Annotated in this window: 21 protein-coding genes and 2 pseudogenes; 3 read left to right on the top strand and 20 right to left on the bottom strand. The window is 33.9% G+C overall.

What is annotated here, in order from left to right; genetic code table 11:
* Positions 1-269 precede the first annotated feature (269 nt).
* From recN to E4T68_RS04785, 6 genes are all read right to left on the bottom strand, one after another.
* Positions 270-1,961 (bottom strand): DNA repair protein RecN, encoded by a 1,692-nt coding sequence (recN, locus tag E4T68_RS04760; protein WP_135124637.1) that lies wholly within the window; start codon positions 1,959-1,961, stop codon positions 270-272.
* A gap of 42 nt (positions 1,962-2,003) precedes the next feature.
* The gene (locus tag E4T68_RS04765) at positions 2,004-2,819 is read right to left on the bottom strand and encodes a TlyA family RNA methyltransferase (RefSeq protein ID WP_135124639.1); all 816 of its coding nucleotides are present in this window, start codon (positions 2,817-2,819) and stop codon (positions 2,004-2,006) included.
* 18 nt (positions 2,820-2,837) lie between these two features.
* Entirely contained in the window at positions 2,838-3,683 is an 846-nt protein-coding gene (locus tag E4T68_RS04770) for a polyprenyl synthetase family protein (RefSeq protein WP_135124641.1), read from the bottom strand.
* Between the two features lie 18 nt (positions 3,684-3,701).
* Positions 3,702-3,917 (bottom strand): exodeoxyribonuclease VII small subunit, encoded by a 216-nt coding sequence (locus E4T68_RS04775; RefSeq protein ID WP_135124643.1) that lies wholly within the window; start codon positions 3,915-3,917, stop codon positions 3,702-3,704.
* Between the two features lie 13 nt (positions 3,918-3,930).
* Complete coding sequence (gene xseA, locus E4T68_RS04780; protein WP_135124645.1) at positions 3,931-5,280, bottom strand: exodeoxyribonuclease VII large subunit; 1,350 nt, start codon at positions 5,278-5,280, stop codon at positions 3,931-3,933.
* 351 nt (positions 5,281-5,631) lie between these two features.
* Positions 5,632-6,507: a bifunctional 5,10-methylenetetrahydrofolate dehydrogenase/5,10-methenyltetrahydrofolate cyclohydrolase gene (locus tag E4T68_RS04785; protein ID WP_135124647.1), complete on the bottom strand. Its 876-nt coding sequence runs from the start codon at positions 6,505-6,507 to the stop codon at positions 5,632-5,634.
* A gap of 139 nt (positions 6,508-6,646) precedes the next feature.
* Between E4T68_RS04785 and E4T68_RS04790 the strand changes: the two genes are divergently transcribed.
* The 3 genes from E4T68_RS04790 (at position 6,647) to rpsT (ending at position 7,848) form a co-directional block, all read left to right on the top strand.
* Positions 6,647-7,021, top strand: coding sequence for a helix-turn-helix domain-containing protein (locus E4T68_RS04790; RefSeq protein ID WP_135124649.1), 375 nt, complete (start codon positions 6,647-6,649; stop codon positions 7,019-7,021).
* 19 nt (positions 7,022-7,040) lie between these two features.
* Positions 7,041-7,499 carry a hypothetical protein gene (locus E4T68_RS04795; RefSeq protein ID WP_135124651.1) on the top strand — a complete coding sequence of 153 codons (459 nt, stop codon included), beginning with the start codon at positions 7,041-7,043 and terminating at the stop codon, positions 7,497-7,499.
* Between the two features lie 94 nt (positions 7,500-7,593).
* Positions 7,594-7,848 (top strand): 30S ribosomal protein S20, encoded by a 255-nt coding sequence (gene rpsT / locus E4T68_RS04800; protein WP_135124675.1) that lies wholly within the window; start codon positions 7,594-7,596, stop codon positions 7,846-7,848.
* 435 nt (positions 7,849-8,283) lie between these two features.
* Here the strand turns inward: rpsT and E4T68_RS04805 are convergent, their stop codons facing one another.
* From E4T68_RS04805 to E4T68_RS09530, 14 genes and pseudogenes are all read right to left on the bottom strand, one after another.
* Complete coding sequence (locus tag E4T68_RS04805) at positions 8,284-8,973, bottom strand: response regulator (protein WP_135124653.1); 690 nt, start codon at positions 8,971-8,973, stop codon at positions 8,284-8,286.
* A complete protein-coding gene (locus E4T68_RS04810) occupies positions 8,954-10,570 on the bottom strand; it encodes an ATP-binding protein (protein WP_135124655.1) in 1,617 nt (538 codons plus the stop codon). Before E4T68_RS04810 ends, E4T68_RS04805 begins: the two co-directional genes overlap by 20 nt.
* 450 nt (positions 10,571-11,020) lie before the next feature.
* Entirely contained in the window at positions 11,021-11,905 is an 885-nt protein-coding gene (gene ftsX, locus E4T68_RS04815) for a permease-like cell division protein FtsX (protein WP_167753818.1), read from the bottom strand.
* A complete protein-coding gene (ftsE, locus tag E4T68_RS04820; RefSeq protein ID WP_135124659.1) occupies positions 11,898-12,584 on the bottom strand; it encodes a cell division ATP-binding protein FtsE in 687 nt (228 codons plus the stop codon). The genes ftsX and ftsE overlap by 8 nt, the downstream gene beginning before the upstream one ends.
* A 1,008-nt stretch (positions 12,585-13,592) precedes the next feature.
* Positions 13,593-14,411: an ammonia-dependent NAD(+) synthetase gene (gene nadE / locus E4T68_RS04825; protein WP_135124661.1), complete on the bottom strand. Its 819-nt coding sequence runs from the start codon at positions 14,409-14,411 to the stop codon at positions 13,593-13,595.
* Positions 14,412-14,437: 26 nt separating this feature from the next.
* Positions 14,438-15,904 (bottom strand): nicotinate phosphoribosyltransferase, encoded by a 1,467-nt coding sequence (locus E4T68_RS04830; RefSeq protein ID WP_135124677.1) that lies wholly within the window; start codon positions 15,902-15,904, stop codon positions 14,438-14,440.
* Positions 15,905-16,943: 1,039 nt separating this feature from the next.
* A complete protein-coding gene (gene ileS / locus E4T68_RS04835) occupies positions 16,944-19,730 on the bottom strand; it encodes an isoleucine--tRNA ligase (RefSeq protein WP_135124663.1) in 2,787 nt (928 codons plus the stop codon).
* A 256-nt stretch (positions 19,731-19,986) separates the two neighbouring features.
* Positions 19,987-20,541, bottom strand: coding sequence for a DivIVA domain-containing protein (locus tag E4T68_RS04840; protein WP_135124665.1), 555 nt, complete (start codon positions 20,539-20,541; stop codon positions 19,987-19,989).
* Positions 20,542-20,606: 65 nt separating this feature from the next.
* Positions 20,607-21,395 (bottom strand): RNA-binding protein, encoded by a 789-nt coding sequence (locus E4T68_RS04845; RefSeq protein ID WP_167753819.1) that lies wholly within the window; start codon positions 21,393-21,395, stop codon positions 20,607-20,609.
* 13 nt (positions 21,396-21,408) lie between these two features.
* Positions 21,409-21,837: a cell division protein SepF gene (locus tag E4T68_RS04850; RefSeq protein WP_135124669.1), complete on the bottom strand. Its 429-nt coding sequence runs from the start codon at positions 21,835-21,837 to the stop codon at positions 21,409-21,411.
* A gap of 23 nt (positions 21,838-21,860) precedes the next feature.
* Positions 21,861-22,526, bottom strand: coding sequence for a YggS family pyridoxal phosphate-dependent enzyme (locus tag E4T68_RS04855; RefSeq protein ID WP_135124671.1), 666 nt, complete (start codon positions 22,524-22,526; stop codon positions 21,861-21,863).
* A 110-nt stretch (positions 22,527-22,636) separates the two neighbouring features.
* A pseudogene (gene ftsZ / locus E4T68_RS04860) lies at positions 22,637-23,800 on the bottom strand (cell division protein FtsZ); the annotation flags it as partial.
* Positions 23,801-23,821: 21 nt separating this feature from the next.
* Complete coding sequence (ftsA, locus tag E4T68_RS04865) at positions 23,822-25,204, bottom strand: cell division protein FtsA (RefSeq protein WP_135124673.1); 1,383 nt, start codon at positions 25,202-25,204, stop codon at positions 23,822-23,824.
* 312 nt (positions 25,205-25,516) lie between these two features.
* Positions 25,517-25,700, bottom strand: a pseudogene (locus E4T68_RS09530) (IS30 family transposase); the annotation flags it as partial.

Here is a 25,700-nt window from a genome sequence, read left to right on the forward strand (position 1 = left end):
TGAAATAGTATAGCCCTCGTTTAATAATATTTCAATTTGACTTCTTTCTTTATCACTTAAGTGTTTATAGTGTCGTTTTGTGGTATAATGTACTTCAGACATGAAAATCTTCCTATCTATTTGGTTTGGCAACTTTAGTATAGCTGATTTTCATGTTTTTTTGTTTATTTTTATTTGTTGCACTTCATTTTACAACACGGGATTTTTTTTAAAATAACATATTAATCATACATAAATTTAAGGTAAAGATGTTACCTACTCCACAACTATTATTTATGAGTCAATTCAGTATGTTGCAGTAATTCATCTGCATGATGCAAGGCTGCTTGTGTCAATGTATCCCCTGCAAACATACGTGCAACTTCTTGTCGTCTTTGTTCGTGACTCAAACAGTGTAATTCTGTTGTTGTGCGATTATCCACTACTATTTTTTTAACATATAGATGATAATCTGATTTAGCAGCGACTTGTGGCAAATGCGTAATACATAATACTTGTATATTTTTAGAAATATCATGCATTTTATTGGCAATGGCTTGTGCCACTCGCCCACTTACACCTGTGTCGATTTCGTCAAAAATAATCGTTGAGATTGTTTGTTGACTTGCAAAAATAGCTTTTAAAGCAAGCATCATACGTGACAGTTCTCCACCACTGGCTACTTTAACCAACGGTTTAAGTGGTTCACCTACATTAGTTGCCACTAAAAATTCCACGTCATCTAATCCAGTTGCACGAATTTTTATTTTTTCTCCATCAGATTTAAACTGTACTTTAAATTCCACTTTATCCATATACAATGACATCAATTGCTCTTTAACAGACTGTTCTAATTTAACGGCTAATGCTTGTCTTAAAGTTGTCAATTTCTTTCCTTGTATCAATAATTGTTCACGTACATGTAAAAATTGCTGTTGCATATCTACTAAATGTTTATCTTTATTCAAAATACGGTCAAGTTCACTTTTACTCTCATTATAATATACGATAACCTCATCAATATTTTGTCCGTATCTTTCTTTTAATTTATCTAATTGTGCTAAGCGATTTTCAACTTCGCTTAAGCGTTCCTCATTAAACTCAATGCGATCCAGAGCATGCGATAATTGTTTAGACATATCGTTAACCCCTGATAACACATCATTTAACTGAATTGCCATTTGTTCATATTCCTTAGACAAGTCAACAATATGATATAATTGAGACAAAGATTGATGTAAAATTTGTTTTACACCTGTTTCTTCATGTGTCAATAAAGTATCTAAACACAACAACACACTAGCTACTTTTTTATCATTCGCTAACGTTTTTAGTTCTTCTTCCAATAACACATCTTCACGCATTTGAGGATTTACTTCTTCAATATCTGCAATATGCCGTTTCAACAAATTAACTCTTTGTGTATCATTTTGTTCAATTTCCATTAGCTGCTTTAACTGTTTTTTCAGTCGGCTATATTGTGTGTAAGTTTCCATATATAGTGCACGTTCATTTGCAATTGTTTCTGCACCATAACTATCAAGCAATGACAAGTGTTTGGCATCGTTCATTAAAAATTGATGTTCATGTTGTCCGTGAATATCCATAAGTAATGTGCCTAAATGTTTTAAAATCGTTACATTTGCCAACATGCCATTAATTCTTACTTGACTTTTTCCACTACGATGAATTTCTCGTGTAATAATTAATTCATTATCTTCACCGTTCAATCCTTCATGTTCTAAAAACTGTTGTACTGGAGATAATGAGGCAATATCAAACAGTGCTTGTACAACTGCCTTATCGCACTCATGCCTAATCATTTCACTTGAAGCACGTCCACCAGCCACTAAAGATAAAGCATCTATAATAATAGATTTTCCTGCACCTGTTTCCCCTGTTAAAACGCTCATGCCTTGATTAAACTGTACATTTAATTGATCAATTATTGCAAAATTTTTAATATGAATCGTCTGTAACATGACTTCTCCTTACCTTTCATTAAACGATTACCCAACCAATCATTATTTTTTTAAGGTATCATGGGCTTGCTGAACAACATTTGTAATATCTTGACTATTAACACGACTTATTTTTTGGCTATCCAAAGTTAAATATAATAAAAATTCGATATTTCCCTCGCCTCCTGTGATAGGGGAAAATGTCAATCCATTAACACAATATCCATTTTCCAAGGAAAATTGAACCATACGCTCTATCACATCTTCATGCACTTTACTATCTCTTACAATACCCTTTTTACCAACGCTTTCTCGACCAGCTTCAAATTGTGGTTTAATCAATGCTACAACTTCGCCTTTTGGTACTAAAATAGTTGCCAGCGTTGGCAAAATTAAACGTAATGAAATAAACGATACATCAATTGTTGCAAATGTCGGTTGTCCCTTTGTAAAATCTTCCAAACGTGCATACCTAAAATTCACACGTTCCATAACTTCTACACGCTCATCTTGCCTAAGTTTCCAATCTAATTGATTGTATCCAACATCTAAAGCATAACTTAGCTTTGCTTGATGTTGTAAAGCAACATCGGTAAAGCCACCTGTAGAAGCACCAATATCTAATACAGTATGGTCTTTTAAATGCAAACCAAAATAATCTATTGCTTTTTCTAACTTCAACCCACCTCGGCTAACATACTTTAACGTTTCGCCCTTAATATACAACTGGGTACTCACTGGTAACTTTTCGCCAGCTTTATCAATGCGCTGATGCTTTTCATTGTAAACTTGACCTGCCATAATTAAACGTTTTGCTTTCTCACGTGTCGGCACTAATCCTTGCTGGACAACTAACATATCTGCACGTTCTTTTTCCATTGCCACTCCTTAATTATATTACAATTTTACATACTCTAAAAAATCTAACAACAATGTATCCTTTAAATTTGCCTCTATTGCTTTAGCCTGTTCAATAGAACGCTCGGCTATATATATTTGTTCATGTAATTTATGCATAGCCTCATCTTTACCAAGTAAAGACACGTAGGTACTCTTTTGTAATTTTTCGTCCTGTTTAATATCTTTTAAATCATTGTGAATTTGAAAAGCTAAGCCAAATGCATGAGCAAACTCTAGCAACTGATGTGCCAGTTCATTAGAAATATTCGCCAGCTGTGTTGCTGCATACACTGCAAACCAAATCAATTTACCGGTCTTATTTTGATGAATTGACATTAATGCATCTAATGTAATACGTTTGTTCTCCGCTTGAATATCAGCCATTTGTCCACCAATCATCCCATTAGGCCCTGCACATTTTGCCAATGCACGCACTAAATTTAACACCGTTTTAGCATCTCCTTGACTTTCAGATAATACGTCAAATGCCATCGTTTGCAAACTATCTCCAGCCAAAATTGCTGTTGCCTCATCAAATTGCTTATGACTTGTTAATTTCCCACGTCTGAAATCATCATTATCCATAGCAGGTAAATCATCATGAATTAAAGAATATGTATGAATATACTCTAAAGCAATTGCACTAGCATATCCCAGAAAAACAGGTTTACCTAGAGCATGCAATACGGCTAATAACAACAATGGTCTAACTCTTTTTCCACCATTCATTAAAGAATACTCCATTGCTAAACGTAAACGTTCTTGCTCTACATTCTCAAGGCTGCTCGTTAAAGCCTGTTCAAATCGCCCACATTCTTGCTTCATAAACTCACATAATGTCATATATTTCTCCCATTTCAATTACTCTGTCAACTCTTTTTCTTCCCCTGATTCTAAAATCAATGTGGTTACTGTCTTTTCAGCATTTGCTAATGTTTTTTTACAATACTGACTTAATTCAATTCCTGCTTTAAACTGTTTTAAAGCATCTTCTAATGGAATATCTGCTCTTTCTAACTGTTGTACAATAGTTTCTAATTGTTCTAATGCTTCTTCAAAACTTTTTTTACTCGCCATACTCTACTCCTTTTTAACGTTTTATTTTATTCTTTTCAATTTTCTGTACTTGCGACACGACACGCCCGTCTAACATTTCAATAGTAATGAAATCATGAGGTGCTAATTGTTCTACACTAGAAATAACGTCATTGTCTATATGCACATAACTATACCCTCTTGACATACTTTTCAATGGACTTAATAAATCCAAGCGCTGAATATGACTATCTACACTCTGCTGATATTGCATTAGACAACGCATCATAACCTTAGGAAGCTGTACTTGCGCAAGTTCTAACCTTTGATTAAACTTATCAATTTGACTTCCTGGGTGATTATGCTCAAATTCCCACTGTTTTTGTTCAAATTGTCTTTTTTTCTTGTCTAAAACAGATTGTATGCTCTGCTCTAAACGTTCTGCTGAACGATCAAATTTCTGAATAAAACTTTCATACAATCGTTCCGGTTGCTTAAAAATATAAGATTGAGCAAGATTATTAAGCCGTTGATTTAAAAATTTTAGCCGTGCATCTATTGCTCGTCCTAGACGTTGTTGTTGCTGAGTGAAATAATCAAACACTTCACTCAATACAGGAACTGCATGCTCTGCAGCTGCTGTTGGTGTGGCTGCTCTTAAATCAGACACAAAATCAGTCAATGTTGTATCGGTTTCATGACCAATAGAGGAAATAATTGGAATATTTAGCTGATGAACACGCCTGACAACACTTTCCTCATTAAAAGACCACAAATCTTCAATTGATCCTCCACCACGTGCGATAATCACTGTATCATAAGTATACATTGACTGTTCAATACGATCTAAATTATGTACGATACTTTTAGCAGATTCTTTCCCTTGAACAACAGTAGGATACACATGAATATCTACAATGGGATACCGTCGTAAAATCGTTGTTCTAATATCGTGAATAACTGCACCACTCTGGCTTGTCACAACGGCTATGCGTTTAGGAAAACGAGGAATGGGCTTTTTAGGTGTTTGAAAAAGCCCCTCTTTTCCCAACTTTTCCTGTAATTCTCTAAAGGCTTGAAACAATGCACCAGCTCCTGCCATTTCCATGTGGTCAATATAGATTTGGTATTCACCAGAAGCTGGATACAAACTCACATGTCCAATAACTAAAACTTGCATTCCCTCTTCTGGAACAAATCCAATTTTATTAAACACATGTTGATAACACACTGCTTTAATTTTAGCCGTTTCATCTTTCAAACTAAAATATTGATGTGTCGGTCGCTTTCTAAAATTAGATACTTCGCCAATAACATACACTTTTCTTAAATGTGGATCAACATCAAATTTTCGTTTTAAATATGTACTAAGTGCCGAAATCGTTAAATAGTTTGGCTGGCTCATTCTCATTTCCTTTCTTTGACTAATTTTTATATGCTCTTTATTTAAATATTTGCTTATCTGCCCTACTCACTGTTCAAGATACCAAATTATCTATTCACACAGTTTATTTGAATTATTGCTCTGTATATGTACCTTATTTAAAGCTATGCTTTAGTGTTTATGCACCTTGTTTAAGATACTCTTTATCTATTCATGCAGTCTATTTAAGAGTTGCTTTGTCTACACTCACTCTTTGGCTACAATTGTGCTTTGTCGGTGCATGCACCTTGTTTAAGATGTTGTGTGATTTATGCGTACACTCTATTTGACCATATATGTATTTAATGACATGTATAGCTGCTTTGTTTAAGGCTAATTATTTTTAGGTGTTTGATGACATGAAATGTGTTCAAGTGCTAGTTGATACGTTTGATTCAACAACATAGCAATTGTCATAGGTCCAACACCACCTGGAACTGGAGTCATGGCACTAGCTATTTGAGCGACATCTGGCATAACATCCCCAACTAACTTTCCGTTTTCATCTTCATTTGTTCCAACATCTACAACAACAGCACCTTGCTTTACATGATCTGGTGTAATAAAATGTTTTTTTCCAACTGCTACAATTAATATATCAGCTTGTTGTGTAATTGCTTTTAAATTTTCTGTACGAGAATGTGCCATAATAACTGTAGCATCTCGTTGTAAAAGCATTTGTGCCATTGGTTTCCCAACAATCGTACTTCGTCCAACAACAACGGCAGTTTTCCCAGTTAAAGCAATGTTGTAGTAATCTAATAATGTTAAGATACCTTGTGGTGTACAAGGAAAAACAGTAGGATTGTTTAACAACAAATTCCCTACATTCATTGGATGAAATCCATCAACATCTTTATGATAATCAATTGCTTGTAAAATTTTTTGTTTATCTAAATGTTCTGGCAATGGAAGTTGTACTAGAATAGCATGACAATCTTTTGCATGATTATAGTAATGGATACGTGCTAATAATTCTTCTTGAGTTACTGTATTAGGAAATTCCTCAATGACAGACTCAAATCCTATTTGTAACGCCATTTTTTCTTTATTTCTAGCATAAATACGACTAGCACAATCATCTCCCACTAAAAGAACAACTAATTTCGGAACTACCCCTTTTTCTTCCTTTAGTTTTTCTACTTTCTTTGATAAATCACATTTAATTTCTTGAGCAAGTGCTCGTCCATTTAATAAAGTTACTGACATCATTAATCCCTTTCATTTCTTAATATGAATTACATTTTATCATAATCGGCATTTGATTTCATCTTAAAAGAAAACATATTATGATTGAAAAATAATTCATATTCCATTAAAATGTAGATAAAACTATCGGAGGTGTATTATGCAATTAGATATTAATACAGTTATTTTAATCTTATTTGGATTATCAGCATTTTTCTTATTTTTGTCACTTTTTACAAAAAACTCTGCTAAAAGAGATATAGAAGAACTAAAAGATTATTCATTTGAACAATCACAAGAATTATATCGTTTAAGAGAACGTATTAGTTCTTTAGAAACATTCACTGGACTACCAGCAACACAAACTTTTTCATTTACATCTGAATTACGCAGTTTAAGTGAGCTAACAAAAGAAAATATTATTAGTTTGTATTCAGAAGGTCGTACTCCAGAAGAAATTTCAATTTTTGCGAATATTCCAATTGAAACTGTTCAAATATTAATTGACCGTTACATTGAAGAATCCACAAAATAATGATGAAGGAGTAGATTATATGTTAAAACAAGCATTCAGGTTTTTAGGTATCGGCTTTTTCTTGTCCGGTTGTTTGTTACTTGGTCTATCTTACAGTGGGTATTTAACAACAACGCAACACTCCAGTCCACTTAAAACAGAAACCACTACTACCACAACAACTACAAGTAAACAGGATACACAAGTATCATCAACACAGTCTACAACATCTGCAAGTGTTCAAGTTGAAACAACACAAAGCAGTACATCCCAGTCGACCGGTGAATCAATTAGCCTTGTCATTACTGAGGGAGATGATTCTTATACTATTGCCGAAAAATTGCATGAGCAAGGTATCATTTCAAGCACAAATGAATTTATCAATTATTTAGTTGAGCATAAATTGGATACAACTGTACAAAATGGGACGTTTACAATTCCAAAACACAGCACTTTTGAACAACTAGGTAAAATTTTGACAACATATCCTGGAAATTAATAAATATTTATTGCAATCATATCTCAAATTTTGTATAATTGTGCATGTTGGTATAAACAGGTATCAAATGAGATTTGAAGAAAGAGGTGACGAAATGCCAAATATCGAATCAGCTATTAAACGTGTACGTACAGCTGAAAAAGCTAAATTACAAAACAACGCTCAAAAGAGTGCAATGCGTACAGCAATTAAGAAATTTGAAGTTGCAGCTGCTGAAGGTGCAGAAAACGCTGCTGAATTATTAAAAGCTGCTTTAAAATCTATCGACGAGGCTGCATCAAAAGGATTAATCCATAAAAACAAAGCTACTCGCGACAAATCACGTTTAGCATCAAAATTAGCTAAGTAATAAAAAAAAGAAGTATCTCTATACTTCTTTTTTTGTACCCTAAATTGTGTTGGCGAACAAAAGTATTCACCAACACAGTTTTATCAATTGACTTTTTAATAATTTTCAAAAAATATTCAATCAACCCCCACTATTTATCCTCTTTCTAATCTATTTAAACATTTATATTTTACCTAACAATCATATTGTTACTCTCATCTTTCACAAATGTCATGTATAAAATCACAAAAGAAAATTTCCCAAAATAATGACATAAACACTTACGCCAAACGATAAGTGAGGCACACTACTATGATTCAATCTCTTTTCTTTTTATTCATCAATTTAATTTAGTAAGCAGAACAATTTTCAAAAATAGTAACAAAAAAGACGTTCAAGCCTAAACATTGCTTGAACGTCTTTTAGCCTATTTATCTAGTATTTCCAATTCTATACTTATTGATTTTCTACAAATTGATTGAGTTTTTCACGATTTAATATCGTATATATAGATACCGGACGACCTAAGGTTAAATACTCTGCGTCTTCATTTAGAAAGCCACTGTCTACTAAATAGTTCAAATATTTTTTTATCGTAATACGTGAAATAGCAACTTCGTCTGCTATTTGTTGCGTAGTGAATTCGCGTTGCTGTTTCATTAATGCAGCCACAACTTTTTTCAACGTAATTTTTGCTAATCCTTTTGGTAAATAATCTGTTTGCCCATCTTCTTGCATAGCTGAAAAATAATTGTCTAAATGTTCTTGGGAAACTTTATCATGCACAAATAATTTTTTGTAATCTTTAACTCTATCAAAAGCCTTTTTAAATCGCTCAAACGTAAACGGCTTGACCAAATAGTCAACTATTCCATACGATAAGGCGATTTTGACTGAATCTACATCATTCGCAGCCGTAATCATAATGGTTGGAATGCACTGAATAGTTTCTAAAAATTGCACACCTTTTCCATCAGGCAAATAATTATCCAACAGAATCACGTCAATCTTATGTTTTTTTAACAATGACTTGGCACTTATTAAATCTTTTGCATGAAACATCTTTCCCTGTTCATACATGCGTTTCAAAAATTCTTGATGAATCATGGCAACCATTGGATCATCTTCAATAATCAATATATTCATCTTCTACCTCCATTAATGGCAATTCTATACTAAATCTCGCCCCACCATGCACCGTGTGGCTTACATCGATCGTTCCGCCGTATTTTTTCACAATTGCTTCAACCGCCTCTAAACCGTACCCTCTATTTTCTCCTTTTGTGGAATATCCTCTTTGGAAAATAAGGTGTCTGCTTTCTTCTGAAATACCACTACCAGTATCTTCTACAACACACAAAGCTACCTGCTCCTCTTGACTAATGTAAAGATACACATTAACTGTTTTCTCGCTTTCCAAAGCAACTGCCTCAATAGCATTGTCAATAAGAACACCTAAAATAAGTGCTAAATCGTGATATAATGTCAAATATTGCCCCTCTGGTACATCACTATCGTCATCTATAATAATTTGCACATTCTTTTGCGTGGCCTCTTGAATTTTTCCAAGTAACAGTCCCGCTAAAACGGGTACTTTCACTTTATCAGAAACATGCCCCAAATGAATATGATAATTTTGTTTCAAATAACGAATATAATGCTCTGCTTGACTAAAATGTTGTAAATCAATCAACCCTTGTAATACATGCATTTGATTCATAAAATGATGATTTTGAGCTCGTAATGTATCGTTATATTTTTCAGTACTGCTCAATTCCGTAATTAACTGATGTAAATCAGACTCATCTCGTATGGTCGCTACTGCTCCATACATTTTTCCATTTAAATAAATGGGATTACAATTAATCACAATATTGATATGATTTAAAGCCATTTGCTTATCATGTAAAGGCTCTTGGCTTGTCATAACATGTGCAAACAGCACATCATATACACTAGAGGGAATAGTTTCTCCATTTTTGATATTATCCATAAATTGTGCTTTATGACATAAAGCTAATAACTGACGATTAGTAAAAATAATTTTTCGCTGCCTATCTATTGCTAAAATGCCCTCTGTAATATGTTCAGATACATACGCATTTTCCATAACAAGATGTGCAATTTCCTCTGGCTCTAAATTCAACAGAATACGCTTTAACCACCTTGTAAACCCATAAGCTAAAACAAAAGCTATCACCATTCCAATACTTAATGCACTGAACACATGAGTAAATGCCGTTTGAATTTGTGCTGAAATAGTTACCTGTCTATACCCTACGCAAACAATTCCAATCACATTCCCTTGTGCATTCAGTATTTTCGTGAAATATCTCACTCCGGCTCCTAATGTGCCGTCTTTATAACTAAAATGATCTCCATGTGTTAGTGTCTGCTCGGCATCTTCAATATTTGAAAAAGTTCCCCCTATAATAGAGGTTGTTGGATGCGAGTAACGCTTATACTGTGTATCCATAACCACAACAAAATCAACACCTGTATTTTCCATTATACTTTGAGCAATATCTTGAACAATTCCAGAACTATCTTCTTGTTCCAAAGCATGAATAATACTTTTATGGTGGGCAGCTACATGTGCAATAGATGAAATTTGTGTTTCAACAACATGACGTTCCCTTGTTTCAACATATCGTCCGATAAATACTGTTGTTGTCAACAATGCAAGCATAACTACGCTAAGCACTAAAAAAACTACCTTAGTGAATAGTGTCATTTTTTTCATATATTTCACCCTATACTATCTACGTTTTATTGTAATGAGCATAACATGTTGGTCAAAATATATCAAATATACTGTATTTAAGACTACTTTTTATTAAATAAAACAGTAAATTTATATTCACTTCATGTCTAAAACACCGTTCTTCATCTAATATTTTTTCATTCACAGATACACTTTAAAGGTGAAAAACGGATATATTTAAACGATTATATAGCACGACAAAATATTACTTGATACTATGTTGTGGCACTTTTCTACATTAAAAATCCTTTTACATTTCTTGTTGATTATCCTTGATTTATCTTATAGTTAAGTTAACTTCCTTTTGATTCACAAATACAGTTTTAGAATAAAAAACAATACCTACCAGCAACAAAAAAGGCATTTCTCCAAAAATTTGTCAGCAAAACACAAAAAAACCTATCGGAATTATCCAATAGGTCTGCATCTTTATTTTTTCAAAAAACGTCTAATCGAAATGACTGATCCTAAAGCTCCAACTAAAATCCCAATAACAGATAGCCCTACTGCCATATAAACTGCATAAGGATCTGCTGGCAATAAACTGTATTGATCCAAACCAACAATATTGCCCTCAATAATACTATACAATGTCATGTAGCCAATATATATAATAATAGACGCTGGTAAACTTCCTAAAAAGCCAATCAATGCTCCTTCAATTAAAAATGGACCTCGAATGAACCATTTAGTCGCTCCTACTAAACGCATAATTTCTATTTCTGTTTGTCTTGAAAGAATAGTTGTTCTAATCACATTCATAATTAAAATAATCGCAATAACAACCAAAATAACGATAAGGACTGTTCCCCATATCTCTAATGACTTAGAAAATGCGACCAATGAATCTGTGGTGCTTCCTCCGTCATTGGCACGTATAACATATTTTAACGTACGTGCATCTTGTGCCACACGTGAAATATTAATGGAATTGTCTACTTTTAAAATATACGCATCATATAATGGGTTTGAATCATTTTCAAAAATATTAAAAACTGGCCACTTCTCCACAATACGATTTAATTGTTCATCTTTACTTGAATATGTCACTTGTGTGACATTAGGAATGCTTTCAAGTTGTTTCTTTAATTTATCTTGATCTTCTGGAGTGGCTGCCGTATCGACAAATACCTTAACTTCTAAAGTAGACGTTGCATCATTTGCTAAGTCTTTTACATTTAATAACACCGACGTAAAAATTCCCACAAGTAATAACGTAAATCCAACCGTCACAATAGAGAGCATGCTCCGTCCAAAATTACGTCCTATACTTTGAGTAGCTTCACGTAAATGTCTAAAGAAATTTCTAATCATTATATCCGTATTCTCCTTCCTGTTCATCACGAACAATTCGTCCACTTTCAATGGCTAAAACACGGTGTTTTATATTATTTACAATGCTACGACTATGTGTTGCCATAATAACCGTTGTTCCATTTGCACTAATACGCTCTAAAATACTCATAATTTCCAAAGATGTATCTGGATCCAAGTTCCCTGTAGGCTCATCCGCAATCAGAACCCCAGGTGTATTGGCAATCGCACGTGCAATGGCAATACGTTGTTGTTCTCCTCCTGACAATTCATTTGGAAACATGCGAATTTTATGTTTCAATCCAACCAAGTCTAGCACTTCTAATACACGTTTTCTAATAGCACTCGGTTTTCTTCCTACCACTTCCATAGCATACGCAATATTTTCATAAACGGTTTTCTTTTCAAGTAACTTGAAATCTTGGAATACCACACCAACATAACGTCTTAAATACGGAAGATCTCTCTGCTTTATATTTCTTAAATTAAATTTACCAACTTGTAAATCACCAGACGTTAAACGTTCATCACAGTACATCATTTTGATAAATGTTGATTTTCCTGCTCCACTTGGCCCCACAATATAAACAAATTCACCAGAATCAATTTTAACACTGACGTCATTGACTGCCGTAATGCCATTGGGGTAACGTTTCGTCACATTTCTCATTTCTATCATTTGTTCACCTTCTCTATAAACTTTTTTCGTTTAATCTGGATAGCTCCGTTATTATAGCAAACATTCAAAACGATTATGTTTAAATTAGATTACATTTTTATTACGAAACACATGGCTTTTTGATAGAGTGCCTAGCTGATACACTGCTGTTCCAAAAATTCAAGCCTTTTTATTTAAACCCTGTATATTTTATACATTAATGCTCTAATTTCAACAATTAAGTTTACTAAATCCCAAAAAAAAACTGTACTAAAAAACCTTTACTTATAAAAAAGCATTGTTTATGTTTTTGTTTTCCTATACTTTTCTCACGTTCCAAATCATATTTTTACATATCCTCCAAAGAATACCATTACCAAACAACATAAAAGGCATTGTTTTTTCTTTCAAATACCACTTTTTCTGCTTTATAGGCTTACATCACATTTTTTCTATTTTAAACATATGATGTGACTTTTTACTATTATAATGTCAACAGTCTGGGGACTGGGAAAAAACTTAAACATAAAAAACAGCTTATCATGACATCATCAGAAACGTTGATTCTAAACAGTTTTCAATTTTTCACATGTTAATTGAAAGGCTAAAATTTTAGTGTTTTCCCAGTCCCAATGTTTTCTATCTCTTAAAAAATCCGTTTTTTGAGAAATATCAAAATATCCGTAGCATAGCATGCTCTATTCATTAAAAAACACGTAAAATGCTCCCTTTCAGTTGTCTTTCTCTCTTACCCCTCTTATGCAATAACTAAATCACTAACTTAAGGTTGAGAATAAAGTTTGTTGGCAAACGTTTTTATTTGCCAATACGATTATTTTTCTATCACTGGGAGAAGCGCATTTACCAACATCATTTGGTAAAATCTTGATATTGATTAAACTAATATAAAAATTCGCATTATTCAACAACTTAAACTGCTGATATAATGCGAATATTTATATCAATTTCCCTATTGCTTGATTAGTTTTATTCTTATACAAAACTTATCCCTCGGCATAAATGATATTGTTATCTATCAAAAACGGTAAAAGGCATGCGTCTTTTATGTTCTGTTTTTGTGTACCATTGTTCTATTTTTTCAGCAGCCTGTCCGTCAATCTCTTTACCTTCTAAATAATCATCAATGTCTTGATACGTTACTCCCAAAGCAACTTCATCTGGTAATTGTGGGCGTTCTTCTTCAAGATCAGCAATTGGCACCTTTAAATATAAGCGCTCGTCAGCTCCTAAAAATTGGAGCATTTGTCTACCCTGTCTTTTGTTTAATCGCCAAAGTGGCATAATATCAGCTCCACCGTCACCATATTTTGTATAAAATCCTGTGAGTGCTTCAGCAGCATGGTCTGTGCCAACAACAACGCCTTGATATGCTCCTGCAATACTATATTGCACAATCATACGCTGTCTAGCTTTAATATTGCCTTTATTAAAATCAGAAATATGAACACCTTGACTTTCTAAAGTGCTGACTGCAGCATTTACAGCATCTTTAATATTTACAGTATATACTTTATCTGCTTGAATAAATTGCAATGCTCGCTTAGCATCTTCTTCATCTTGCTGAACACCGTATGGTAATCGAACGGCAATAAACTGATAGCTATTGTCTTTAGTGTCTTGTCTTAATTCTTCAATAGCCATTTGACATAATTTTCCTGCCAATGTTGAATCTTGTCCACCACTAATACCAAGCACAAGCGTCTTTAAAAATGGGTGCTTTTTCAAATAATTTTTCATAAAATCAATACTTAATCGGATTTCTTCCTCAACATGAATAGTAGATTTAACATGTAACGTTTGAATAATCTCTCGTTGTAGACTTCTCATCGTATCACTTCCTTAGGTAAAACTTTTTAATTCTTTTCAATTTGTTTAGCAATACTTGCTCTAATATTTTCAATACTTTGCATTTTTTGAGTATATAATTGTTCTGACAAGTCCACAGGATATGGTTCTGGATTTAAAATGCGACGATATTCTTCCCATACTTCACATAATGACGTATTAGCGTAGTTTTTAATCTCCTGCAAACTCGGCATAGTATACACTAATTCCCCGTTTAAAATAATATCATGTAAAAGTGGACGTGCATTAAATTGCTTAACTGTTTTGTTAATATACGTATGCACTGGATGAAACATATATAAGGAATCTAACTTGTCTGGTCTTTCATGCCATAGAGCAATATAATCCCCCTCTGACTTCCCATTGGATTGACGTGTAATTCTCCACACCTGCTTTTGTCCAGGAGTAGACACTTTTTCAGCATTACTTGACATCTTCATCGTGTCTACCATATTTCCTTGTTCATCTTCAATGCTGACTAATTTATACACAATACCTAAAGCTGGTTGATCGTAGGCTGTAATTAATCGTGTACCAACACCCCAAGAATCAATTTTTGCCCCTTGCATTTTCAAGTTTAAAATCGTTTTTTCGTCTAAATCGTTAGACGCAATAATTTTAGTGTGTTTAAATCCTGCTTCATCAAGTTGCTCACGAATTTTTTTAGACATGTATGCCATATCTCCACTATCAATACGCACACCGACAAAATTAATAGCATCACCCATTTCTTTAGCAACACGAATAGCACTCGGCACACCTGAACGTAATGTGTCATAAGTATCCACTAAAAACACAACGTCTTTGTGCGTTTGCGCATACGCTTTAAACGCCTCATAGTCGTTACGATATGCTTGAACTAGAGCATGCGCATGTGTTCCTGTAATAGGAATACCGAATAACTTTCCTGCTCTAACATTACTTGTGGCATCAAACCCTCCAATATAGGCTGCTCGTGTCCCCCAAAGAGCTGCATCCATTTCTTGCGCACGACGGGAACCAAATTCAGCTAATGTGTCACCTTTTCCACACACATTGCGAATACGTGCTGCTTTTGTTGCAATCAACGTTTGAAAATTCAAAATATTCAATAATGCTGTTTCAATCAATTGACACTCTGCTAAAGAACCCTCTACTTGCACTAATGGTTCATTTGCAAATGCCAATTCTCCCTCTTTCATGGAGCGAATTGTCCCAGTAAAACGAAAATGCGTTAAATAATCTAAAAAATCTTCACTATACACTTGTAATGAACGTAAATAAGCAATATCTGTTTCTGAAAATTTCAACTGTGTAATGTAATCAATCAAACGCTCCAATCCCACATAAATAGCATATCCATTATCAAAAGGCACTTTTCTAAAATAAGCCTCAAAAACCGATTTCTTTGTATCAATGCCTTTTTTCCAATACGTTTGTATCATATTAATTTGATATAAATCTGTGTGCAATGTTAAACTATCGTCTTTATTCATCATACAACATCTCTCTTTATTTATTTTAATTTAATTCTATTATATATTAGAATATATCACAAAGCAAAAATGCCGTTTATACGGTCAACTTTTTCATGATAAATTCATAAACTAACTTTTCAAAATAAATGTGAAAATAGTACATTATGCCTATCATAACATATATTAATAGACCTATCTCCATAGTTCTATTAAACATGTTGATATATAACACATATCAACAATAAACAACATTATCTTTTACATTCCACTAAAAACATGAACTAACTAATTAAACACACCACTTATTCATGATACCATAGCTCATTATAAACACATTCACATATTATTGAACTTCATCACTCAAAAAATAGATTATACGCTAAAGAAATGTGATGTCCTATTCTGTTTGCCTAGTTCTCTATTACATAACATAAACGATGATATAAACCTTATTTATATTATCTTAACATTTTTACTTGAAAAAAATCTTCTAAAAAAAGGGTCTGGGAAAAAAGTCTTAAAAATAAAAAACAACTTATCATGACATCATCAGAAACCTTGTTTCTAAGCAGTTTTCAAATTTTCAAATGTTAATCGAAAGGCTAAAATTTTAGTGTTTTCCTGGTCAAGAAAATGTGCAATAAAACGTGCAACGACAAAAATATTGCTAACATGATGAATAGCCTTCAACAAATACCATGTACATTACAATAAGCTATACAGCCACAATTAAAACACTAAAAACTATTGACTATCAGTAAAAAACAAGCATTGCACTTTTTGCATTACGATAAAGAAGCCATACACTATAAAAATACTTAGCTACTCTTTTCTTGAACTATATAAGCACTGTATAGGATGATTCTTCATCAAAGGGTGTTATTTTTCCACTTCGGTGCATAAAAATAATCGTGTTGGCAAACTTTTTTGTTCACCAACACGATTACATTTTTCTTATTTTTTTCTATCTTGACTTCACACCAAGACTCATGATAAGCATAGATTAGCCAAAATATTTAAGTAAGGCTGTGCTATTCATTATCTTATATAAGCTATTTTATTGATTATCTTCCTGTTCTACTAGTGCCTCTGGAAATTCTGTTGTGACGATTTTTGCACAACGTTCACATAAACTTGGTGCTTCTTCAATCGTTCCCACTTCTTCTTTTACGGCACGACATCTATCACACACATGTCCTTTTGCTTTATTGACAACAACATGAATGTCACTTATTGTTTCAATTGATGCTTTTCCGATAGGCAGCACATCTACATGGGAAACAATTAAAATTTGAGCAACATTAACATCTGAGTGATTTAAAATAGCTTGATAGTCACTATTCGTATAAATGCTCAAAGCAGCTTCAAAAGATTTTCCAATAATTTTTTCATTTCTTGCCTCTTCAAGTGATTTTAGCACAACATCACGAATAGTGAAAAACTTATTCCAATACGCTAAAACATCTTGTTCATTGGCGTAAGTTTCAACAATTGGGAAATCTGCTAATTGCACATACTCCTCTTTTTCAGACAATAACGCCCAAATTTCTTCTGCTGTAAATGGCATAATTGGAGTCAATAATTTTGTCAATTTCACTAACACATCATACATGACTGTTTGCATAGCACGGCGTTCTGTATTATTTTCTGTTTCAATATAGACCACATCTTTAGCAAAGTCTAAGTAAAAACTAGATAAGTCTACTGTACAGAAATTAATCACTTCACGATAAATCGCTGAAAACTTATAGTCATGATAATGTGCCAAAATAGAGTCCACTAACTGATTTAAACGGATTTCCATATATTGATCAACTAAACGTAAATTCTCATAAGGAACACGATGCTCTACAGGATTAAAATCAGACGTATTAGCTAGCATAAAACGCATAGTATTACGAATTTTTCGATACACTTCTGACACTTGTTTCAAAATGTCATCACTTACACGTACATCTGACTCTGAATCAACACTTGACACCCACAAACGAATAATATCCGCACCTTTTGTTTGCATCTCTTTTGCTGGATCAATGACATTTCCTAATGATTTACTCATCTTACGTCCTTGTCCGTCATTAACAAACCCTTGAGATAAAACAGCTTTATATGGTGCTACTCCATTAACGGCAACACTTGTTGTTAAACTTGAATTAAACCAACCACGATATTGATCTGATCCTTCTAAATATAAATCTGCTGGGAAATTCAATTCTGCTCTTTGTTTCAATACACCTGCATGAGATGAACCAGAATCAAACCACACATCCATAATATCTTTTTCTTTAGTAAATAGACCATTAGGGCTTCCCTCATGTGTAAATCCGTCTGGAAGCAATTCTTTAGCCTCACGTTCAAACCAAACAGTTGAACCATGCTCTCCAATTAATTTAGCAACATGACTAATTGTTTCTGGTGTAATAATCGCTTCGCCATTTTCAGCGTAGAAAATTGGTAATGGCACTCCCCATGCACGTTGACGTGAAATAACCCAATCTCCTCTATCACGTACCATATTATAAATACGCACCTTACCAGATGGGTGATACCAAGTCACATGATGCTCAATTTCATGTAAAATATCTTGACGGAATTTATCAATAGATACAAACCATTGTGGTGTCGCACGGAAAATAACAGGTTTTTTAGTTCTCCAATCATGAGGATAACTATGCACAAAATAACTTAAACTTAATAATGCACCTTTTTCTTCCAATAACTCACAAACAACTTTGTTAGCTTTCATGTAGAACATCCCTTCAAAACCAGGTGCCTCATCTGTATAATGCCCTTGATTGTCAATTGGAGAAAGGACATCTAATTGATATTTTCTTGAATAATGATAATCATCTTCCCCATGTCCCGGTGCTGAGTGTACTAAACCAGTCCCTGCATCTAAAGTTACATAATCTCCCACCATTACAAGCGATTCACGCTCATAAAACGGATGTTGAGCGACCATGTATTCCAATTCTTGTCCTTTAAATTCTCGAATAATCTCTACATTTTCCCAACCTGTTGCTTGACTAACACTTGATAACAATTCTTTAGCCACAACAAACTGACGATTAGATACTTTAATATGGATATAATCAAAATCCGGATGAACAAAAATACCAAGATTAGCTGGTAAAGTCCACGGTGTTGTTGTCCAAATGACAAATGATGTGTTTTCATCTAATAAGCCTTTTCCATCCTTTACTTTAAACGCTACATAAATAGACGGACTTTCCACATCTTTATATTCAATCTCAGCTTCAGCCAATGATGACTCACTAGATGGTGACCAATAAATTGGTTTCAAGCCTTTATAAATATACCCTTTTTCAGCCATTTTTCCAAACAAACGAATTTGTGCTTCTTCAAATTTTGGATCTAATGTCACATAAGGATTGTCCCAATCCCCTTGCAAACCTAAACGTTTTAATACTGTTCGTTGATTTTCAATTTGTTTCCACGCATACTCTTCACATAAATGACGAAACTCTGCAACCGATAATTTTTTTCTATCCACACCTTCACTATTTGTCAATGCTTGTTCAATAGGTAATCCATGTGTATCCCACCCTGGAACAAATGGAGCACGGTATCCTGCCATTGATTTAGAACGGACAATAAAATCCTTAGACACCTTATTTAACGCATGTCCCATGTGAATTGGACCATTGGCATACGGTGGCCCATCATGTAAAATAAAACTCTCTTTCCCCTCATTCTTAGCTTGAATCTTTTGATACAAATTATCCTCTTCCCAATTTTTTTGCCATTCTGCTTCTCTAACTGGTAAATTTGCACGCATAGGAAACTCTGTTTTTCCTAATAATAAAGTATCTTTCATTTTCATACATTTTTCTCCTTATTTTCCTTATAAAACATAAAATACGCCCCTTTCTACAAATGTAGAAAGGGGCGTATTGACGCGGTACCACCCTTTAATAACTCTTATCGCCATTAACGGAGCGACCCGCTTATTTCTACTCTTTTCAAAATAAGCTAACACAGATGATACAACTATATCAGTGACTATGCCAAACTTTCACCAATCTTTTGGCTCGCTAAATAGTATACTATAGTGCGTGTTCTGTCTTGTCACATCATGATTAAGACATCAAATCAGACATGTCCACTGATAATGTGTCATCTTCTTTTTTACCTAACACTTCATCAACTGTAGGTGTTGCGATAGGTTCAACTTGCTCTAATAAATGTGACCATTCTTCATTGCGAATTAAATCTAATTGTGACTCTACTAATATTTGGAATTTTTTGCGGAAAACAACTGCTGTTTTACGCAATGTTTCTGTTTCTTCTGCAATACGATTTGCTTTATCTGCAGATTGTGTGGCAATTTCATCTGCCGCACGTTGTGCATTACTAACAATCATTTCGGCTTCTTTTTCCGCATTTTCACGCAAACGATCCGCCGCATCTTGAGCAACAACAATGGATTTATTTAGGGTATCTTGTAAGCTCATATAATGCTCAACTTGTTCTCCCATAAATTTAATTTTTTTCTCTAACTCACGTTTTTCTTTTATCAAAGATTCCATTTCTAAAACAATTCTGTCTAAAAAATCATCAACTTCATCAGGATGATACCCTTTGAATTTCTTTGAAAATTCTTTTGTACTAATATCAATCGGTGTAATTGCCATAATATCCTCCTCTGTTGCTTTTTCTATTCTGCATATATTATAAACTAAAATGTGCAAAAGGTATATTATTTTTTATTGTTTACAATATAAATTTGTACTTTAAGTTTACCACTCTTACTAATTCCTTGCACATCATGTAGAACAATTCTTCCATAACGTCTTAATGACACAGTGTCTGCTAGAGTAATTTCAGTATGTCCTTTTGTTTCTTCTTTCCAATTAACACTTACTAAACCATTCTCAATATATTCTTTTACTGTCTGCCTTGACAAATGAAAAGTAGTTGCCAGTAAAGCATCTAATCGCAAAGAAGAAACTGTCGTATGAAGTAATTGATATGACATCATAGGCTCAATTTTTTTGCAATAATCTATTTCGTCAAACCCTACTGAAATGGAACCTACTTTTTTACAATTTTCTTTTATATACGGTGCAACTTGCTTTGTGACAACAATTTGCCACTCCTCTCCATTAGTAACAATATCTCCAATATGCTCACGCTTTATTCCCTGCCCTAATAAAGTTCCTAAAATACGATTATGTTTAAGCTGAGCAAACTTTTGCGGATAGCGTATACTAAATAGCACCTGCCCAAAGTCATCTTGATGTGCCTCGTCAGCAAAAGTCATCAAGGCTCGCTTACGCTCGCCTTGCTCAAATATACCATTAAAATATAACTGTACACAGTCTTTTTCAGAAAATAGTGTCGATATAATAAACTGCTCACGGGGATTTAAAAACGGTGTAACAAAAGGGATATACGTATCTTCTACTCGCATTTTCCATTCATATACACGGTCAATAAACAATCGTTCTTCTTTTCTAAAATGCTGATAAAGGTTCTGGTGTTCCATCATGTTCACAAACTTATAACTGCTCTAAAAAGTCTAATCTGCTTTGATTTTCTTCATTAAGCATACCCTCTATTTCAATATTAGCTGGCACACATAAGAAAATACTTTCACTCAATTTTTGAACATCGCCACCAATAGCATAAGCTATCCCTGCTAAATAATCAATAATACGTCTTGCTTGTGTGTCATCAACACGACGTAAATTTAATAATGCCGCTTGTTTATCTAACAATAACGATGCAATTGTTTCAACTTCTGAGTACACTCTAGGTTCAATAATATTAATTTTTGCCATATCTTTTCCTTCTCTTATTTTTGTAGGTGCTTGCCCCCTTTTTAGAGCATGCTCCGTCACTTCTGTTTCATCTTCAATCTCATAATCTACGTACTCATCATCTTGGTTGACACGAAAGAAACGAGAAATTGATTCTTTAAATCCCATGATAACACCACCATAATTATTTTTTATTTACGAAAAAATGCACTACCTATCCGTAGATGTGTTGCACCTTCTTCTAAAGCTATTGTATAATCTTGACTCATTCCCATACTTGTATATAAGCAAGGACACTGTTTAATGTGTAATTGATGAATAAGTTCCTGTTGTTTCTTTAATTGTGCAAATCCTTGCCTAATATGCCCATACTCCATTTGGAAAGGTGCCATAGCCATTAAGCCTACAATTTCAATATGCTCTGTATGTTTAATATATGACACAACGTGCTCTAATTCATGAATAGAAAATCCATGCTTACTTTCTTCTTGAAAAACATTAACTTGTAAAAAACAACGGATTGTTTTTTCTGCACGCTTTTCTATTTCATCAATTAAACTGAAACGATCCAAAGCATGAAAATAGTCAATCTTATTAATAATGTGTTTAACTTTTCTTGTTTGCAATGTTCCAATTAAATGCCATGTAATATCAGTTTGTGGAAATTCTTTTTGTCTGTCTAACAGGGCTTCCACTCTATTTTCAGCAAAATGTGTAAATCCCTTTTGGTATAGTTTTGAAATATCCTCAAATAATTGCTGTTTAGTGACAACAATTATTTGAGGAACTTGATTATAAGGACTTTTCAACAATGCTTTTTTGCAATTGTCTTGAATACATTCAATATTTTTTATCATTATTATTTACGACGTTTTCTAAAAAATGGTGGAGTGTCAATGCCTTCTCCCTCATTAAATTCTGTGTCGCTTTCTACAAATGTCACTTCTTGATACCCTGTTGAATGCTCTTCTTCTACATTGTGACGAACATTTGTTTCACGTCTAATATCCCAATCTCCAAACAAATTACGTTCTTCTGCACTTTGTTTTGCAGGTTCAGCAAAACGTGGTTTTTCTTGGAAAGTATGTGCACGACTTGATTGACCAAAATCATTGACTAAACTACTTCCTGCTTGATAAGCACTAGTCCCTACTCTAGGAGCAGATGTACGACTTCTTTCTTGGTCAATACCTGTTGCAATAACTGTTACTACAACATCTTCACCTAGATTCTCATTGATAGATGTACCAAAAATAATATTTACTTCTGATGTTGATGCATTCGCTACAATTTCACTTGCATCTTGTGCTTCAAACAATGTTAAATCAGATCCACCTGTAATATTCAATAGAACATTTTGTGCTCCGTCAATAGATACTTCTAATAATGGAGAAGAAATCGCACGTTTTGTTGCTTCAACAATACGATTTTCACCACTCGCTACACCAATTCCCATTAATGCAGCTCCTTGATCTTTCATCACAGTTTGCACATCGGCAAAGTCTAAGTTCACGTAACCTGGTGCAGTAATTAAGTCTGAAATGCCTTGAACACCTTGACGTAAAACATTATCTGCTTCACGGAATGCTTCTAACATTGGTGTTTTCTTGTCAACAATTTCAAGCAAGCGATTATTAGAAATAACAACTAAAGTATCTACGTACTGTTTCATCTCTGCAATACCTTCTGCAGCACCTCTAGCACGACGTGGCCCTTCAAACGTAAATGGTCTAGTCACAACACCGACCGTTAAAGCACCCAAACTTTTAGCAATACGTGCAACAACTGGAGCAGCACCTGTTCCTGTTCCGCCTCCCATTCCTGCCGTTACAAAAATCATATCCGCTCCTTGTAAAGCTTGAATAAGTTGTTCTTCACTTTCTTCGGCTGCTTTTTGACCAACATCAGGAATAGATCCTGCACCTAAACCTTTTGTTAATTTTGGTCCTAATTGAATTTTTGTTTCAGCATGTGAAGCACTTAATGCTTGAACGTCTGTATTCGCCACAATAAATTCTACACCTTGTACACCTTCTTCAATCATACGATTAACGGCATTTCCACCACCGCCACCAACACCAATAACTTTAATTATCGCATGATTATTAATTGTATCAAATTCCATAGTCATTTTTTATCCTCCATACTTTAATTACTCTTCACCAATACCATTTAAGAAATTTTTAAATCCATCTCCTATACGATTAAAGAAACTCCCTTTTTTATGAGAAACTGTTTCTTCTTGAGTAGATGTTTCATGTTTAGATTTTGTCTGTTCTGTTTTTTCAGTTTGCACCTGCTCACTCTTAGGTGGTGTAGGGCGTTCTTTTCTCTCAGAAACAACATGTGTTTGATTCGTGTTTGTTTGTTTTTGAGTTGAATCTAATTGAGCAAAATGATGAATTTCATCTAAATTTACTGTATAATGCACCAACCCTAAAGCTTGTGTATAAGATGGGTGTCTTAATCCCATTTGTTCTGGAACGTATAGTTTAACTGGTACATTAAAAATATCTTCTGCTAGTTCAACAATCCCTGGAATAAGTGCTGCTCCACCAGTTAATACAACTCCACCTGGTAAAGATAACGCATCTACACTATTCAATGCACGTTTCACATTTTCAAATGTTTGGACTAATCTAGCTTCAATAATTTCTGCTAAATAGCCTTCCTCTACTCTAATTGGATCCTTTTGACCAACAGTTTCTACTGGGATATATCTTGCTTGTGTAATATCAGCCACTCTAGCATACCCAAACTCCCGTTTTAGCATTTCGGCATTTTCAAGTGTTGTATTCAAAACAGTTGAAATATCTTTTGTCACGTAGTGACCACCTTGTTGATCAATAAAAGCAAATTTAACTTGATCATCATGGATAACAGACACACTTGTCTGTCCACCACCCATATCAATCAATACTGTTCCAAAACTTCTCTCACCTGCACTCAAAGCAACTTTACTGTTAGCTAGTGGTTGTAACACCATTTCTGAAATCGTTAATCCAGCTTTTTCAACGCAGCGTCGAATATTATGAATGATTGTTTTTGGTCCAGTAATTAAATGTGCAAATAATTCTAGGCGAACACCAATCATACCTCTTGGATCACGAATACCATCAAATCCATCAACAATAAATTCTTCAGGTAAAATAGAAATAATTTCTCGTTCTGGAGGAACAGATCTTACTTTAGCTGCTGAAATAACATTATCTACATCTTTATTTGTAATTTCTCTGTTTTCACTTGAAACAGCAATCATGCCTTGGCAAGGTTCAACTGTAATTTGATTACTTGGCACACCCACAACCACATTTTTTATAATTACATTAGCACGCTGTTCAGCTTTATATACAGCTTTTTTGATTGCACTAACTGTTGCATCAATATCTACAATAATGCCACGACTAACACCATTATTAGTCGGTTCAACACCAACACCAATGACATTTAATTGGTTTCTAGCAAACTCGGATACAATAACTTTTATCGTGCTTGTGCCTATATCTAAACTGACATGCACTGATTTTTCTACCATCTAAATGCCTCCTATCTTCTAAAAATATATTCATTAACAATCGTCTAAGTCATTTTAAAGATAATTATGCCCTTTTAACATAATATCACTCACATATCATAACACATTTAAGCATAAAACAGTAGTCTTTTCTACTCATTATTTATGTTTTTATTTATTCTCGAATTGTAAAGCCAAGTGCAACAGTACATGAAAAATACTAAAGTCACAGTCTATGTCTGTGTGCGACATAGTTGTTTTGTAATGGAATAGGTGTAACGGTCAAGGTATTAGCGTAGCGAGCCTTTACGGTTACACCTATTCTGTTATAGTTTATGTCGTTGCACACAAACGATTAAACATAGTATGAGGTGTATCATAGTCTAGTAGACGTCTAGGTCTATTATTTAACGCATTTTGTATAGTTGTTATCATTTGAATAGGTACTAAATTAAATGATTTTCCCTTCGGTAAAAATTCTCGAATTAAACCATTGTGATTTTCATTAGTCCCTCGT

The sequence above is a fragment of the Granulicatella sp. WM01 genome (assembly GCF_004570605.1).
Classification (GTDB): Bacteria; Bacillota; Bacilli; order Lactobacillales; family Aerococcaceae; genus WM01.